General features: G+C 69.0%; 19 protein-coding genes. 9 read left to right on the forward strand and 10 right to left on the reverse strand.

Going from position 1 to position 14,745, the window contains the following annotated elements; all coding sequences use genetic code 11:
• Window positions 1-66: 66 nt before the first annotated feature.
• On the reverse strand, window positions 67-252 hold the full coding sequence (locus JF781_RS11065) for a hypothetical protein (protein ID WP_008258551.1): 186 nt from the start codon (window positions 250-252) through the stop codon (window positions 67-69).
• 130 nt (window positions 253-382) lie between these two features.
• On the opposite strand from JF781_RS11065, the gene JF781_RS11070 reads away from it, so the two are divergent.
• Window positions 383-745, forward strand: coding sequence for a DUF952 domain-containing protein (locus tag JF781_RS11070; RefSeq protein WP_225327684.1), 363 nt, complete (start codon window positions 383-385; stop codon window positions 743-745).
• Here JF781_RS11070 and JF781_RS11075 read toward each other — a convergent pair.
• The 3 genes from JF781_RS11075 to ppgK all read right to left on the reverse strand — a co-directional run bounded on the left by JF781_RS11075 (window position 691) and on the right by ppgK (window position 3,729).
• A complete protein-coding gene (locus JF781_RS11075; RefSeq protein WP_225327685.1) occupies window positions 691-1,107 on the reverse strand; it encodes a RidA family protein in 417 nt (138 codons plus the stop codon). The two genes, JF781_RS11070 and JF781_RS11075, sit on opposite strands and share 55 nt — an antisense overlap.
• A 132-nt stretch (window positions 1,108-1,239) precedes the next feature.
• Window positions 1,240-2,742, reverse strand: a complete 1,503-nt coding sequence (locus JF781_RS11080; RefSeq protein ID WP_225327686.1) for an RNA polymerase sigma factor — start codon at window positions 2,740-2,742, stop codon at window positions 1,240-1,242.
• Between the two features lie 177 nt (window positions 2,743-2,919).
• Window positions 2,920-3,729, reverse strand: a complete 810-nt coding sequence (gene ppgK, locus JF781_RS11085) for a polyphosphate--glucose phosphotransferase (protein WP_225327687.1) — start codon at window positions 3,727-3,729, stop codon at window positions 2,920-2,922.
• Between the two features lie 101 nt (window positions 3,730-3,830).
• Between ppgK and JF781_RS11090 the strand changes: the two genes are divergently transcribed.
• Window positions 3,831-4,709: an inositol monophosphatase family protein gene (locus JF781_RS11090; protein WP_225327688.1), complete on the forward strand. Its 879-nt coding sequence runs from the start codon at window positions 3,831-3,833 to the stop codon at window positions 4,707-4,709.
• 5 nt (window positions 4,710-4,714) lie between these two features.
• Here JF781_RS11090 and cei read toward each other — a convergent pair whose 3' ends face one another.
• Window positions 4,715-5,365 (reverse strand): envelope integrity protein Cei, encoded by a 651-nt coding sequence (gene cei, locus JF781_RS11095; RefSeq protein ID WP_225327689.1) that lies wholly within the window; start codon window positions 5,363-5,365, stop codon window positions 4,715-4,717.
• A gap of 194 nt (window positions 5,366-5,559) precedes the next feature.
• Here cei and JF781_RS11100 point away from each other — a divergent pair, with 194 nt between their 5' ends.
• Window positions 5,560-5,862 carry a DUF4193 domain-containing protein gene (locus JF781_RS11100; RefSeq protein WP_008258544.1) on the forward strand — a complete coding sequence of 101 codons (303 nt, stop codon included), beginning with the start codon at window positions 5,560-5,562 and terminating at the stop codon, window positions 5,860-5,862.
• Between the two features lie 9 nt (window positions 5,863-5,871).
• Here JF781_RS11100 and JF781_RS11105 read toward each other — a convergent pair whose 3' ends face one another.
• Window positions 5,872-6,357: a DUF3093 domain-containing protein gene (locus tag JF781_RS11105; RefSeq protein WP_225327690.1), complete on the reverse strand. Its 486-nt coding sequence runs from the start codon at window positions 6,355-6,357 to the stop codon at window positions 5,872-5,874.
• 25 nt (window positions 6,358-6,382) lie between these two features.
• On the opposite strand from JF781_RS11105, the gene dut reads away from it, so the two are divergent.
• The gene (gene dut / locus JF781_RS11110) at window positions 6,383-6,847 is read left to right on the forward strand and encodes a dUTP diphosphatase (RefSeq protein WP_008258542.1); all 465 of its coding nucleotides are present in this window, start codon (window positions 6,383-6,385) and stop codon (window positions 6,845-6,847) included.
• Window positions 6,848-6,893: 46 nt separating this feature from the next.
• The gene (locus tag JF781_RS11115) at window positions 6,894-7,649 is read left to right on the forward strand and encodes a DUF3710 domain-containing protein (protein ID WP_225327691.1); all 756 of its coding nucleotides are present in this window, start codon (window positions 6,894-6,896) and stop codon (window positions 7,647-7,649) included.
• Between the two features lie 15 nt (window positions 7,650-7,664).
• On the opposite strand, the gene JF781_RS11120 is transcribed toward JF781_RS11115, so the two are convergent.
• Window positions 7,665-8,366 carry an alpha/beta hydrolase gene (locus JF781_RS11120; protein ID WP_225327692.1) on the reverse strand — a complete coding sequence of 234 codons (702 nt, stop codon included), beginning with the start codon at window positions 8,364-8,366 and terminating at the stop codon, window positions 7,665-7,667.
• A 131-nt stretch (window positions 8,367-8,497) separates the two neighbouring features.
• Here JF781_RS11120 and JF781_RS11125 point away from each other — a divergent pair, with 131 nt between their 5' ends.
• Both JF781_RS11125 and JF781_RS11130 read left to right on the forward strand, forming a co-directional pair.
• Complete coding sequence (locus JF781_RS11125) at window positions 8,498-8,866, forward strand: OB-fold nucleic acid binding domain-containing protein (RefSeq protein WP_003875251.1); 369 nt, start codon at window positions 8,498-8,500, stop codon at window positions 8,864-8,866.
• A 14-nt stretch (window positions 8,867-8,880) separates the two neighbouring features.
• Complete coding sequence (locus JF781_RS11130; RefSeq protein WP_225327709.1) at window positions 8,881-9,576, forward strand: DUF3159 domain-containing protein; 696 nt, start codon at window positions 8,881-8,883, stop codon at window positions 9,574-9,576.
• Here JF781_RS11130 and JF781_RS11135 read toward each other — a convergent pair.
• Both JF781_RS11135 and JF781_RS11140 read right to left on the reverse strand, forming a co-directional pair.
• A complete protein-coding gene (locus JF781_RS11135; protein ID WP_225327693.1) occupies window positions 9,573-10,229 on the reverse strand; it encodes a TrkA family potassium uptake protein in 657 nt (218 codons plus the stop codon). The genes JF781_RS11130 and JF781_RS11135 overlap by 4 nt on opposite strands.
• A 36-nt stretch (window positions 10,230-10,265) precedes the next feature.
• Window positions 10,266-10,931, reverse strand: a complete 666-nt coding sequence (locus JF781_RS11140; RefSeq protein WP_008258523.1) for a TrkA family potassium uptake protein — start codon at window positions 10,929-10,931, stop codon at window positions 10,266-10,268.
• Window positions 10,932-11,058: 127 nt separating this feature from the next.
• Here JF781_RS11140 and JF781_RS11145 point away from each other — a divergent pair, with 127 nt between their 5' ends.
• Complete coding sequence (locus JF781_RS11145; RefSeq protein ID WP_225327694.1) at window positions 11,059-13,053, forward strand: APC family permease; 1,995 nt, start codon at window positions 11,059-11,061, stop codon at window positions 13,051-13,053.
• A 29-nt stretch (window positions 13,054-13,082) separates the two neighbouring features.
• On the forward strand, window positions 13,083-14,279 hold the full coding sequence (locus tag JF781_RS11150; protein WP_225327710.1) for a class I SAM-dependent RNA methyltransferase: 1,197 nt from the start codon (window positions 13,083-13,085) through the stop codon (window positions 14,277-14,279).
• Here the strand turns inward: JF781_RS11150 and JF781_RS11155 are convergent.
• Entirely contained in the window at window positions 14,276-14,731 is a 456-nt protein-coding gene (locus JF781_RS11155) for a MarR family transcriptional regulator (protein WP_308011545.1), read from the reverse strand. The two genes, JF781_RS11150 and JF781_RS11155, sit on opposite strands and share 4 nt — an antisense overlap.
• Window positions 14,732-14,745: the final 14 nt, after the last annotated feature.

The raw sequence follows: 14,745 nt of genomic DNA on the forward strand, positions 1-14,745 counted from the left end.
ACCCGTCCAGCATTACCGAAGATCGCGCGCGCTGCCCACATTGGCGACGGGCGAGTTCGGGCGCGACTAGCTTCCGCTGACCTCCAGCACGGCGTCCAGCTCGGTCAGCTTGGCCTCATGCTCGTTGGCGTGGTGCTGGCAGAAGAGAAGCTCGAGGCCGGAAGGCAGCTTGGCGCGTACACGAGCCGCGGCACCGCAGCGGTCGCAGCGGTCGGCCCGTGTCAGTTCGGGACTCGTCAGAGTTGCATTCATGGCTTCTCCGTTCTCGTACATTCACTTTCTCAGACGTATGGCGTTTTCGCCTTGTTCCCCGATCGTTATCGGGTGTGTCGTTTCTCACGGCCTGGTCAGTTTGGTTTCGACGGTTCTCTAGGGTGACGTCGTGACCCTCGCTCCTGACCTGTTGGTGCATCTGTGCGGGACCGAGCAGTGGGCGCGGGCCCGCCGTGAGGGCGCCATCAGCCCCGCCGGCGGGGCCGCCTTCATCCATCTGTCGACGCCCGGTCAGGTCCACCTGCCCGCCAATCGGCTCTACCGGGGACGCCGCGACCTGGTGCTGTTGCACATCGATCCGGCCCGGCTCGACGCGCCGGTGCGTTGGGAGCCGGGAGTGGCAACCGATCCGGAGTCGATGTTGTTCCCGCACCTGTACGGCATCCTGCCGGTGGCCGCGGTGACCCGGGTCACCCCTTATCCTCCCGGGGCCGACGGCACCTTCCCGCCGGTCGCCGGCGGGTCGACGTAGGCGTCGGCCTCGATTTCCACCAGCAACTCGGGCGCGATCAGCGCCGAGACCTCGACCATGGTGGCCGCGGGGCGTATCGCGCCGAAGACCTGCTCGTGCACGGCCCCCACCTCCCGCCAGCGCGAGATGTCGGTGACGTAGATCCGCGTGCGTACCACGTCGCTGAGCGCCGCGCCCGCTTGCTGCAGCGCAATTTCGATGCGGCGCAAGGCATCTCGCGCCTGGGCGGCGATGTCTCCGGCGGGCCCGTCGCCGGTGGTTCCGGCCACCGACACGTGCGGGCCGACCCGCACCGCGCGCGAGTAACCGACCACCGATTCGAAGGCGGATTCGGAGAGGACCACTTTGCGGCGTGACGACATGCGCCTCACGCTACGGCGGCGGCGCCGTCGGCGCAGCCGAATTTCGCCGCCGCAGCGGGTCTTTGGCCGGCACGCGTTCAGCGCGCCGCGAACAGCTTGTGCACCAACCGTTCTCGCGAACGGCCGACCCGGCTAGTCGAGGTAGTCGCGCAACACCTGCGAGCGGCTGGGGTGGCGCAGCTTCGACATGGTCTTGGACTCGATCTGGCGGATGCGCTCGCGGGTCACGCCGTACACCTGCCCGATCTCGTCGAGGGTGCGGGGCTGGCCGTCGGTGAGCCCGAAGCGCAGGCGTACCACGCCGGCCTCGCGCTCGGAGAGCGTCTCGAGCACCGACTGCAACTGGTCTTGCAGCAGCGTGAACGACACGGCGTCGACGGCCACCACGGCCTCGCTGTCCTCGATGAAATCGCCCAGCTGGCTGTCGCCCTCGTCGCCGATGGTCTGATCCAGCGAGATCGGCTCGCGCGCGTATTGCTGGATCTCGAGCACCTTTTCGGGCGTGATGTCCATTTCTTTGGCGAGCTCTTCGGGCGTGGGCTCGCGGCCCAGATCCTGCAGCAGCTCGCGCTGGATGCGGCCCAGCTTGTTGATCACCTCGACCATGTGCACCGGGATGCGGATGGTGCGGGCCTGGTCGGCCATGGCCCGGGTGATGGCCTGACGGATCCACCACGTGGCGTACGTGGAGAACTTGTAGCCCTTGGTGTAGTCGAACTTCTCGACCGCGCGGATCAGACCCAGGTTGCCTTCCTGGATGAGGTCGAGGAACGCCATGCCGCGGCCCGTGTAACGCTTGGCCAGCGACACCACCAGCCGCAGGTTGGCCTCGAGCAGATGGTTTTTGGCGCGGTCGCCGTCGCGGCAGATCCACTGCATGTCGCGGCGCTGGGCGGCGGGCAGTTTGTCGCCGCGCTCGGTCATCTCGGTCATCAGCTGCGTGGCATACAGGCCGGCCTCGATGCGCTTGGCCAGCTCGACCTCTTCCTCGGCGTTGAGCAGCGCGACCTTACCGATCTGCTTGAGGTACGCGCGAACCGAGTCGGCGGAGGCGGTGAGCTCGGCGTCCTTACGGGCCTGGCGCAGCGCCTCGGATTCGTCCTCGTCCCAGACGAAATCGCCGGAGGCCTTGTCCTTTTCGGTGGGCTCGGCGATCTCGTCGTCCTCGTCGGCGGCGGGCTCGGCGGCCGCCACGGGGGCGGGCGCCTCTTCGTCGTCGCTCTCATCGGAGTCGGCGGATTCGACTTCGGCTTCGGGCGCCACGTCCTCCTCGAGGTCGTCGAGGGATAGGTCGCTGTCGATGTCGAGCTCCTCACCGGGCTCACCCTCGAGGTCGGGTTCGTTGTCGAGATCCTCGACGGCGCCGTCGGAATCGAGGGCGTCGGGATCCGCCGGCCCGCCTTTGGCCGCTTTGGTGCCGCGCCCCTTGGGCTCGGCTCCCTTGGCGCGGGTCTTTTTGGCGGGCTCGGCGGTTTCGGATTTGGTGGACCGAGAGGCTGTCTTGGCGGCCCGTTTGGCGGGCGCGGAGCCGTTGGCGGCCTTGGCCGCCGGACGCTTGGCGGGGGACGGCGGAGACTTCGTGGCGGTGCGTTTCACCGGCCCATCGGTTGCCGGGCTTGCCTTGGTCGCTGCCACTTACACCCCTTCGTTTGGGCTCACCTTCGGTGGGTATTGGGCATGGTTAACCGAAAGTGTCTGCTATGTCGATGTCGGCGTTGGTATCAGCGTGAGTAGTCGCACGCTATCGGTTGGGCGTTCGCCGAGCACCATTGTAACGACAGTGCGCGGTACTACAGCTCTGCCGGGCGAAATTCAGTGGGTCACGTCCGAGGTGGCGGCCATCGCCGCGCCGACGATCCCGGCGGTGTTGAGCAGGGCCGCCGGCACCACCGGGGTGCGGTTCTCGAGCAGCGGCAGCCACTTGTCGGCCTTGCGGCTGATGCCGCCCCCGGCGATGAACAGGTCCGGCCACATCGCGTTCTCGATGCTCACCAGCACCTCGGTCACGTGTTTGGTCCATTTTTCGTAGGACCAGCCCTTCTTTTCCTTCACCGAGGACGCGGCTCGTTTCTCGGCTTCCTTGCCGCCGACCTCGAGGTGCCCGAACTCGGTGTTGGGGATCAGCGTGCCGTTGTGGATGACCGCCGAGCCGATGCCGGTGCCGAAGGTCAGCAGAATCACCAGGCCCGTCTGGTTTCTGCCCGCCCCGTAGTGCTCCTCGGCCAGCCCGGCCGCGTCGGCGTCGTTGAGCACCGTGACGTCCTGGCCGTCCAGCTCGGCGCTGATGATGTCGCGGGCATTGGCGCCGATCCAGGACTTGTCCACGTTGGCCGCGGTCTGCGCGACGCCGTGCGTGACGACCCCGGGATAGGTCACGCCGAGGGGCCCGGTCCATCCGAATTCGTTGACGACCGCGGCGATGGTCTTGGCGACCGCCGCCGGCGTGGCGGGTTGCGGGGTCAGCAGTTTGACCCGCTCGCCGATCAACAACCCGGTGTCCATGTCGACGATGCCGCCTTTGATGCCGCTGCCACCGACGTCGATGCCGAAGCCGCGGCGTTCATGTGTGCCGTCGGCCGCTGCGGCGCCGGGCGTGTCCGTGGTCGAGTCGGTGGTGGTCATCGAATCTCCTCGGCGTGACTGGGCTGTCCGCTCACCTTAACGCCGCGACGCTGGGGCCTGCGGCGTCTGCGCGGCCGTGGCGACTGTGATGCGATAGAGCGGTGATCCAATCCGATGACGAGCTCGTGCGGCTGCGTTCCGTGGCCGAAACCCTGGTCGTGGAGGCCGCCGCGTTCGTGCGGCGTCGGCGCGCCGAGGTGTTCGGCGCCGAGCCGGCCGGCGTGACGGCCCCGGACAGCGGCGCGGTGCGGGCCAAGAGCACCCCGACCGATCCGGTGACGGTGGTCGACACCGAGACCGAGCGGCTGTTACGCGACCGGTTGGCCGAATTACGGCCTGGGGACCCCATTCTCGGCGAGGAGGGCGGCGGGCCGACCGACCCGGCGGGCGCGCCGGCCGGATCGGTGACCTGGGTGCTCGATCCCATCGACGGCACGGTGAACTTCGTTTACGGCGTTCCCGCCTACGCGGTGTCGGTCGGCGCGCAGGTCAACGGCGAGTCGGTGGCCGGGGCGGTCGCCGACGTCGTCGGCGACCGGGTGTACTCGGCGGCGATCGGCCTCGGTGCGCACGTCACCGACGGCCAGGGGACCCAGCCATTGCAGTGCTCGGCGGTCGAGGACGTGTCGATGGCGTTGCTGGGCACCGGTTTCGGCTATTCGCGGCAGCGCCGCGCGGCGCAGGCGGCGCTGTTGGCGCGCATGCTGCCGGTGGTCCGCGATGTTCGTCGCATCGGCTCGGCGGCGCTGGATCTGTGCATGGTGGCCTCGGGCCGGCTGGACGCCTACTACGAGCACGGCCTGAAGGTGTGGGACCGCGCCGCGGGCGCGCTGATCGCCGCCGAGGCGGGGGCCCGCGTGGTGCTGCCGGCGCACGACGCCACCGGGGCGGGACTGGTGCTGGCGGCCGCTCCCGGGATCGCCGACGAGCTGCTGGCCGTGCTGGAGCGGTTCAACGGCCTGGATCCGATTCTGGATTGACCGCCTCAGCAGCTGCTGGCGTGAATCTTGGCCAGCAGCGTGGGATCTGACGGCTCGCTGGCGCCGGGCCGCAGGGTGGCGAGCACGGCGTCGATGTCGTCGTTGTGGGCCAACGCGCTGAAGTCGGTTCCCAAGGCGAGGTCGACGGAGTCGTCGGCGCGGCTGTCGTTGAACAGTTCGGTGCACGGCGCGACCAGCCACACCGCCGCGGCGGTGGCCTGTCCGGCGGTGCCGAAACGGATTTGGCCTTGGCAGTCGAGCCGGGTGCCCGCGTAGAGCGGGTCGTTGGCGGCGGTCGGCTGCGCGAAGCCGAGGTCTTTCATCGCCCCGGCGACGTCGCCGGCCTGCCCGCCCCGGCCGCTGGCGTTGAGGACGCGGACCTTGGTGTCGGCGAGTTTGGCGGGCGCGACGTCCATCATGGCGCTGCGCGACACCTGCTCGCCGAGCTGGGCCGACGCCGACCCGGTCGACTTCGGCGGGAGGTTGCACACCACCGCCTCGTGCACCTTGGCGGGCCGCGTCAGCGCCACGGTCCAGATCACGCCGGTGGCCACTGCGAGGAAAATCACCACGACGATCGCGGGCTTGGGGTTGCGGCGCCGGAAGGGCCGACCATGCTTGTCAAAGGCTGTACCCTCGGTGATTTGTGTGACCACAGCTGCACTCTAAACCCACTGTTCAGAAGCGAGCGCAAGGGTGAAAATAGGTGTGTGACGCAAATCACACCTTAATGGGCCGCGATACGGGCACGAATCATTTGGTGGATGCGTTCGACGCTGGTACAAAGCGATGCTTGAGATTTTCGAGGGCATGCAGAGACGAGCAGAGGCAATAGGGCAGGGGAATAGATATGCCTACCGATTATGACGCTCCACGGCGTACCGAGACGGACGACGTTTCGGAGGACTCGCTGGAGGAGCTCAAAGCGCGTCGGAACGAGGCGGCTTCGGCCGTCGTCGATGTCGACGAATCTGAATCCGCTGAGAATTTCGAACTGCCCGGCGCCGACCTGTCCGGTGAAGAGCTTTCGGTCCGTGTCGTTCCGAAGCAGGCTGACGAGTTCACCTGCTCGAGTTGCTTTCTGGTGCAACACCGCAGTCGGCTCGCCAGCGAGAAAAACGGCGTGATGATCTGTACCGACTGCGCAGCCTGATAGCTGCGCCTACCTTGTCAGGGCCGACAGCACCCGCTCCGGGTGACGGCAACTCACCAGCCAGTACGGCGTCGGGTCGTCCGGGTCGTCGAGGACGACCAGGATCATCGGTGCCACCCACGCCCTGTGCAGGACGTAGGCCGCCGGGTCGAGTTGGCGCCCCAACGCGGCGGATTTGGCCGAGGGGGCTACCTGTGCGGAGCGGGCGATCGCGGTGACCGGCAGGTGCGCATGGCCCGCCCACAGTTCCACTTCCCCCGGCACGGACGGGTTGGCGGTGACCCGGATCTCGATGCGGCCCAGCCATAACAGCGCCCCGGCCGCGACCGCGAACAGCGTGGCGTACGGCCACCAGGAGGAGTGGCGGGTGACGCCCATGTTGAACTCGAACGCGATGATGCCGGCCAGCGCGAAGGCCGGTGGCCACCACCACCACGGAACCCACAATCGTTCGCGATACCGCACGTTGTGCGGCGCGACGCGCGTATCGGACACGCAGTCAAGGGTAGTCTGTGGCCCCGTGTCGACCAGTCTGGCCATCGTCCGCCTTGACCCGGAGCTTCCGCTGCCCGCCCGCGCCCACGAGGGCGACGCGGGGATCGATCTCTACAGCGCCGAAGACGTCAAACTCGAGCCCGGGCGGCGCGCCCTGGTGCGCACGGGTGTCGCGGTCGCCATCCCGTTCGGAATGGTCGGCCTGGTGCATCCTCGGTCGGGATTGGCTGCGCGCGTTGGGCTTTCGATCGTCAACAGTCCCGGTACCATCGACGCCGGCTACCGCGGCGAGATCAAGGTCGCGTTGATCAACCTCGATCCGGCCGAGCCGATCGTGGTCCATCGCGGCGACCGCATCGCCCAACTGTTGGTGCAGCGGGTCGAGTTGGTGGAGCTGGTCGAGGTGTCGTCGTTCGACGAGGCCGGGCTGGCCGAGACGTCCCGTGGCGACGGTGGTCACGGTTCCTCCGGCGGACATGCGAGTTTGTGATGGGCCGGCGACGGGCACGGCGAAGCGATGAGGAGGAGCGGCGCTGATGGCTGCATTCGGTAAACGCTCGCGCAAGGACGACAGCGCCCCGGCCGCGCAGGCGGACGGGGCCGTGACGCCGGGCGCCGACGAGCCCGCCGCCGAGGAACTCGAGGGCCCGTTCGACATCGAGGACTTCGACGACCCCGCCGTCGCCGAGCTGGCCCGGCTCGACCTGGGCTCGGTGCTGATCCCCATGCCCGAGGCCGGGCAGCTGCAGGTCGAGCTGACCGAAACCGGTGTCCCGAGCGCGGTCTGGGTCGTCACGCCCAACGGTCGTTTCACCATCGCCGCCTACGCGGCGCCCAAGACGGGCGGGCTGTGGCGTGAAGTCGCCGGCGAGCTCGCCGAGTCGCTGCGCAATGACTCGGCCCAGGTCAGCATCAAGGACGGGCCGTGGGGGCGCGAGGTGGTCGGAACCGCCACCGGCGTGGTGCGCTTCATCGGGGTCGACGGATACCGCTGGATGATCCGCTGCGTCATCAACGGCGCCCACGAGACGATGGAGGCGCTCGAACAGGAGGCGCGAGCGGCGTTGGCGGACACCGTGGTTCGCCGCGGCGACACACCGCTTCCGGTGCGCACGCCGCTGGCCGTGCAGCTGCCCGAGCCGATGGCGCAACAGCTGCGCGAAGCCGCCGCGGCGCAACAGGCTGCCGCACAGCAAGGCGAGGAGCAACAGACCCCTGCCGACGAGCCGGCCGCGCGCCGCAGCGCCGACGGCTCGGCCATGCAACAGCTGCGCACCACCACCGGCGGCTGACGCGAAGGCGAGCGGCTAGCCCAGCTCGTCCAGCGCCTGAAGGCAGGCCGCGCCCAGGGCGGCGGGATCCGACCCGATCTGATCCAGCGTCACCGTGCGCAGCGCCGCGCGCGGCGCCGCGGCGACCCAGTCGACACCGGCCTGCAACGGGTGAATCGGATCGTCGACCGCGGCCGCCACCGCCAGCGGCGCGGCCAGTCCGGCCAGCTCGTCGCAACTCGGCGCGACGTAGGCGGCGGCTTCCTCCATGGCGTCCGGCAGGTGCGGCCACTGCGCGCCCCACGAGCGGGCCAGCTCGTCGGCCAGCCACGGCGGGCTGGAGGCCCGCATCCGGGTCGTCGTCGCCGCCAGGCCGTCGGCTCGCAACTGGGAGGCCGAATACCGCGCCGTGAGGGCGGCCGGCGCCTCGCCGGGCGCCCCCGCCCACGCCGGCAGCGCGGCCAGCACCGCGACCGCCCGGTCCGGATGGGCCAGCGCCCAGGCCGCCGCCACGGCCGCGCCGATCGACACGCCGCCGACGGCGATCGGTCCTTCGCGCGCCGCGGCGTCCAGCGCCGCCAGGTAGCCGTCGATCAGCCGGTCGGGGCGCGGCGGCGGGGCCACCAGCACCGCGCCGACCTGGGCTAGCGGGCGGGAAAACGCCCGGTGAACGTAGTCGTCGTCGGAGCCGGTTCCCGGCAATAACACCGTCGTGACACCGCCCAGATCGACCACCACCCCTCGATAGTGCACGGCGTTTACCTGCGGTCCAACATCACGTTTGAGTCGGTTGGCGCTGGGGAACCAAGAGGTCTACGGTGTCCGTTGGCATAGAGGAAGCATCGAAGCTTTTATCGTCAGGAGTGGCCATGGGGGCCCAAGGGTATCTGCGCCGGCTGACCCGTCGGCTGACGGAGGATCCGGAGCAACGCGACTCTGAGGAACTGTCCGACGAAGTCGCCAGCACCGGCGCGCAACGGGCTATCGATTGCGAGCGTGGCCAGGAGGTCACGATGGTCGGCACGCTGCGCAGCGTGGAATGCAACGGCAGGGCCTGCGCCGGCGGGGTGCGCGCCGAATTGTTCGACGGCAGCGACACCGTCACGCTCGTGTGGCTGGGCCAGCGCCGCATCCCGGGCATCGACTCGGGCCGCACCCTGCGGGTGCGGGGCCGACTCGGCAAGCTCGAGAACGGAACCAAAGCGATCTACAACCCGCACTACGAAATTCAGCGGTGACCGTCCCAGAAGGCTTGGGCGGGGCAACCCCGTCCCCCCGGGAACCGGGCTCATCGGAACAGACCACTAGCCGCATCAACCCCGAGCGCCTGCTGGCGCAGGCGGGTGGGGTCAGCGGCGTCATCTACTCGTCTCTTCCCGTCATCGTCTTCGTCATCGTCTCGAGCGTGTCGGGCCTGGTCCCGGCCATCGCGGCCGCCCTGGGGGTCGCCGCGCTGGTCTTGCTCTGGCGGCTGATTCGGCGGGATTCCCCGCAACCGGCGTTCTCCGGGTTCTTCGGCGTGGCGCTGTGCGCGCTGATCGCCTACGTGCTGGGGGAGTCCAAGGGTTATTTCCTGCTGGGCATCTGGATGTCGCTGGTGTGGGCGGTGGTGGTCGCGGCGTCGGTGCTGATCCGCCGGCCGCTGGTGGGCTACGTATGGAGCTGGGCCGCCGGGCGCGGGGACGGCTGGCGCAGCGTTCCCCGGGCCGTCCTGGCGTTCGACGTCGCCTCGCTGGGCTGGGTGCTGGTGTTCGCCGCCCGCTTCGTGGTCCAGGGGCTCCTCTACGACGCCGATCGGACCGGGTGGCTGGCGGCCGCGCGGATCGGGATGGGCTGGCCGCTGACCGTGCTGGCCGCGCTGGCGACCTACGCGGCGATCAAGGCGGCGCAGCGGGCCATCGCGGAGAGCGCCGGGGTCGAGCTGGAACCCCGCACCGTGGGCGATTAGCCCAACAGCAGCTTCTGCAGGTCCTCTTCGGCCTCGGCGACGGCGACGAACAGCAGCTCGTCGCCGCCTTCCAGCGGCTCGTCCTCCTCGGGCACGATCACCCGCGGGCCGCGCAGGATCGTCACCAGCGAGGTGTCGCGCGGCAGCTGCAGTTTGCGCACCGGCTTGCCGCCCCAGGGCGTGTCATCGGGCAGGGTGATCTCGACGAGGTTGGCCTGCCCCTTGCGGAATTCCATCAGCCGCACCAGATCGCCGACGGCGACGGCCTCCTCGATGAGCGACGCCAGCATGCGCGGCGTCGACACCGCGACGTCGACGCCCCAGGCGTCGGTGAACAGCCACTCGTTGCGCGGGTCGTTGACCCGGGCCACCACCCGGGGCACCGCGAATTCGGTTTTGGCCAACAGGCTTAGCACGACGTTGGCCTTGTCATCGCCGGTGGCGGCCACCACCACGTCGAACTCCTGCATGCGCACCGATTCCAGCAGGCTCAACTCGCACGCGTCGCCCAGGCGCCAGTGCGCGGCCGGAATGGCGTCGACGTCGACGTGGTCGGGGTTCCGCTCGATCAGCGTCACATCGTGGCCGTTGCCGATGAGTTCCCGTGTGACCGAGCGGCCGACCGCGCCGGCGCCGGCAACCGCTACCTTCATATGCGCCGTCTCCTCAAAGCCAGTCGCTCGAAATCATCACAGGTCCTCGCTCGGCGGTAGCGCGGCGATGGCCACCGCCTCGGCGGCGCGGCCGGATATCGCCGCGACATAGACCTGGTCGCCGGCCTGGATCACCGATTTCGGCTCGGGCAGCACGCCGGCGCCGAAGCGGATCAGGAAGGCGACCCGGGCGCCGGTGGCCTGCTCGAGATCGGTGACCCGATGGCCGATCCAGTCCTCGTGCAGGACCACCTCGGAGACGGCGACCGTGCCGGTCGGATCGCGCCACTTGGCCGTCTCGGTCTCCCGCAGCAGCGCATTGAGCAGGCGGTCGGTGGTCCAGGGCACGGTCGCGATGGTGGGAATGCCCAGGCGCTCGTAGACCTCCGCGCGCTTGGCGTCATAGATACGGGCCACGACCCGCTTGACGCCGAACGTCTCGCGCGCCAGCCGCGCGGAGATGATGTTGGAGTTGTCCCCGGAGGACACCGCGGCGAACGCGTCCGCCTCTTCGATACCCGCCCTCAGCAGTACATCTCGGTCGAATCCCTGCCCCAGCACCCGCTCGCCGGCGTATTCGGGGCTGAGCCGGTTGAAGGCCGTGCTGTCGCGGTCGATGACCGCCACGTCGTGACCGATGCGGGACAACCCGTCGGCGACCGAAGAGCCGACCCGGCCGCAACCCATCACTACTACTCGCACTTGTGGTCCTCTCGGCCGCGTCCTGCGCCCTTCGTCGGCAACGCACGTGGGCAAGCCGTTTCGGTCGGCGAACATTCTCGTCCACGAACGCTACCGTCAAACCCGTCTGGGCTTACTCTTGGCTCTCGTGTCCAAACTTTCAACCGCCACTCGTCGGTTGCTTATCGGCCGGCCGTTTCGCAGCGACCGGCTCAGCCACACGCTGCTGCCCAAGCGGATCGCCTTGCCGGTGTTCGCCTCCGACGCGCTGTCCTCGGTGGCGTATGCGCCCGAGGAGGTCTTCCTCATGCTCTCGGTGGCGGGGGTGTCGGCATACGCGCTGACGCCGTGGATCGGGCTCGCGGTGGCCGCGGTCATGTTGGTGGTGGTCGCCAGCTACCGGCAGAACGTCCACGCCTACCCGTCCGGTGGCGGCGACTACGAGGTGGTCACCACCAACCTCGGCGAGACCGCGGGCCTCGTCGTGGCCAGCGCCCTGATGGTGGATTACGTTCTGACCGTGGCCGTTTCGACGGCATCGGCGATGGCGAACATCGGCTCGGCCATCCCGATCGTGGCCGAACACAAGGTGTTCTTCTGCGTGGCCTCCATTTTGCTGGTGATGGCGCTGAACCTGCGTGGGGTGCGCGAATCCGGGGTGGCGTTCGCCATCCCGACCTACGCGTTCATCATCGGTGTCCTCGTCATGATCGGCTGGGGCCTGTTCCGGATCTTCGTGCTGGGTGATCCGTTGCGGGCGGAGTCCGCCGGTTTCCAGATGCACGCCGAACACGGCCAGGTCGTCGGTTTCGCGTTGGCGTTCTTGGTGGCGCGGTCGTTTTCCTCGGGGTGCGCGGCGCTCACGGGTGTCGAGGCGATCAGCAACGGGGTGCCGGCGTTTCAGAAACCCAAGTCGCGCAACGCGGCCACGACCCTGCTGATGTTGGGCGTCATCGCGGTGACCCTGCTGATGGGCATCATCGTGCTGGCTCAGAAGATCGGGGTTCAGCTCGTCGAGGATCCCGCGACGCAACTGAGTGGGACCCCGAAGGGCTACTACCAAAAGACCCTGGTCACCCAACTGGCGCAAGCGGTGTTCGGCGGCTTTCATCTCGGGTTCCTGCTGATCGCCACGGTGACCGCCCTCATCCTGGTGCTGGCGGCCAACACCGCGTTCAACGGGTTTCCGGTGCTGGGTTCGATCCTGGCGCAGCACAGCTACCTTCCGCGCCAATTGCACACCCGCGGAGACCGGTTGGCGTTCTCCAACGGGATCCTGTTCCTGTCCGGGGTGGCGGTGCTGGCGATCGTGGCGTTCCGCGGCGAGGTCACGGCGCTGATTCAGCTCTACATCGTCGGCGTGTTCATTTCGTTCACGCTGAGCCAGGTCGGCATGGTGCGGCACTGGACCCGGTTGCTGCGCACCGAGACCGATCCGGCGGCGCGGCGCAGGATGATGCGCTCACGGGTGGTCAATACCGTCGGATTGCTTTCCACCGGTGCGGTTTTGCTGGTGGTCCTGGTCACCAAGTTCGTCGCCGGGGCCTGGATCGCCCTGTTCGCGATGAGCCTGCTGTTCGGAATGATGAAGATGATTCACCGGCACTACAACACCGTGAACCGCGAACTGGCCAAGCAGGCCGAAGGCGGGGAGGACGTGGTGTTGCCCAGCCGCAATCACGCCGTGGTGCTGGTGTCGAAGTTGCACCTGCCGACGATGCGTGCGCTGGCCTACGCGCGGGCCACCCGGCCCGACGTTCTCGAGGCCGTGACGGTCAGCGTCGACGACGCCGAAACCCGCGAGCTGGTGCACAAGTGGGAGGAAAGCGATATCAGCGTTCCGCTCAAGGTCATCGCATCGCCCTATCGCGAAATCACCCGTCCCGTACTGGAATACGTCAAGCGGGCCAGGGAGGAGTCGCCGCGCACCGTGGTCACGGTGTTCATCCCGGAGTATGTGGTGGGGCACTGGTGGGAGCAGGTGCTGCACAACCAGAGCGCGCTGCGGCTCAAGGGCCGGCTGCTGTTCATGCCCGGCGTCATGGTGACTTCGGTTCCGTGGCAACTGAGTTCGTCGGAACGGCGCAAGACGTTGCAGCCGCATGTGGCGCCGGGCGACGCGCGTCGGGGTATTTTCGATTGACCCGCGAATCGACCCGCGCACCGCGCGGCGTGCGGCCCCCGGTGGGGGAGCTGACGTTGACCACGGGTGCCCCGGCCAACGGCGGCAGCTGCGTGGCGCATCACGAAGGCCGGGTGGTGTTCGTCCGGTACGCGCTGCCCGGTGAGCGGGTGCGCGCCCGGGTGACGGCGGATCGCCGATCGTATTGGCACGCAGAGGTTATCGAGGTCCTCGAGCCGGCCGAGGGTCGTACGGCGTCGCTGTGCCCGATCGCCGGGGTCGACGGTGCCGGCTGCTGCGACCTGGCGTTCGCCGTCCCCGAGGTGGCGCGCGCGCTCAAGGCCGACGTCGTGGCCAACCAGCTGGAGCGCCTCGGCGGGCATCGCTGGAGCGGCGAGGCCGAGCCGCTGCCGTCGGGACCCACGGGCTGGCGCACCCGCGTCCGCCTCGATGTGGGGGCCGACCGTCGGCCGGGCTTTCACCGTTACCACAGCGACGATTTGGTGACCGACCTGCGCTGTGCGCAGCTGCCGGGCGCCATGCTCGACGGGATCGCCGAGACCGAGTGGCCGGCGGGCGCCCAGCTGCACGTGGCCGTCGACGACGACGGGGCGCGCCATGTGGTGCGCACCCTGCGGCAGGGCAGACGCACCGCGACCAAGGTGACGCAGGGCCGCTATGAGGCGGTGCAGCGGGTGGCGGGGCGCACCTGGCACGTGCCGGTGACCGCCTTTTGGCAGGCGCACCGCGATGCCGCGGCGACCTACAGCGGTCTGGTCGCCGACTGGGCGGCCGCCGGTACCGGCATGAGCGCCTGGGATCTCTACGGTGGCGCAGGCGTTTTCGCCGCCGTCCTGGGCGAGGCCGTGGGGCCCTCGGGTCGGGTGCTCAGCGTGGACACCTCGCGCGCGTCGACGCGGGCCGCCCGGGCCGCGCTGGCCGATCTCACCCAGGTGCAGGTCGTCACCGACTCGGTGCGGCGCGCGCTGGCGGCGCAGCGGGGGAGCGCCTCAACAGCAGATGTGGCGGTCCTGGATCCGCCGCGGGCGGGCGCCGGGCGCGAGATCATCGATCTGCTGGCCGCGGCCGGTGTCCCGCGTGTCGTGCACATCGGTTGTGAGGCAGCATCTTTCGCGCGCGATATCGGGATCTACCTCGGCCACGGCTATGCCGTCGAGAAGATCAAGGTGTTCGACGCCTTCCCGTTGACCCATCACACCGAATGCGTCGCGCTGCTGACGCGCTAGCCGCGCTGCTGCCAGCGCTCGAGCATCGCCGGGATCTCGTCGAGCATGAACGCGTAGAAGTCGCGCATCCGCGTGAGCCGTTGCCCGGCAACGCTATCCGAGCCTGTCGCCGCAATCCCGGCCTCAGCGGCGGCCTGCATCGCCGATATCACGACGTTCTGGTTGGTGAAAAGGGTCGCCCACGCGTCGTCGCGCAGCCGGTAGTGATCCCGTCTGCTGCCGGGGGCGGGCGCCCGCTCGGCCAGACCCACGGAGGTGAGCATCTTGAGTGCACCCGAGATCGCGCCCGAGCTGGCCTGTAGCCGCTCGGCCAACTCGCCCATCGTCATGCTGGCGCGCTCGGTGAACAGCAACGTGGCCAGCACTCGGGCGGTCATGCGTTGCAGCCCGTGATCGACGAGGACGAGTGCGAGCTGTTCGGCCGCATCGCGTTGATCAGCACGTTCGGCCACGCGCGCCCCTCTCG

Source organism: Mycobacterium sp. WUMAC-067 (genome assembly GCF_020217485.1).
Classification (GTDB): domain Bacteria; phylum Actinomycetota; class Actinomycetes; order Mycobacteriales; family Mycobacteriaceae; genus Mycobacterium.

Bases quoted from the DNA above. Each gene is read 5' to 3' on its own strand.
- JF781_RS11100 (WP_008258544.1), top strand. From the start codon at position 5,560: ATGCCTACCGATTATGACGCTCCACGGCGTACCGAGACGGACGACGTT.
- JF781_RS11075 (WP_225327685.1), bottom strand. From the start codon at position 1,107: ATGTCGTCACGCCGCAAAGTGGTCCTCTCCGAATCCGCCTTCGAATCG.
- ppgK (WP_225327687.1), bottom strand. From the start codon at position 3,729: ATGACCACCACCGACTCGACCACGGACACGCCCGGCGCCGCAGCGGCC.
- JF781_RS11115 (WP_225327691.1), top strand. From the start codon at position 6,894: ATGGCTGCATTCGGTAAACGCTCGCGCAAGGACGACAGCGCCCCGGCC.
- JF781_RS11125 (WP_003875251.1), top strand. From the start codon at position 8,498: ATGGGGGCCCAAGGGTATCTGCGCCGGCTGACCCGTCGGCTGACGGAG.
- JF781_RS11065 (WP_008258551.1), bottom strand. From the start codon at position 252: ATGAATGCAACTCTGACGAGTCCCGAACTGACACGGGCCGACCGCTGC.
- JF781_RS11135 (WP_225327693.1), bottom strand. From the start codon at position 10,229: ATGAAGGTAGCGGTTGCCGGCGCCGGCGCGGTCGGCCGCTCGGTCACA.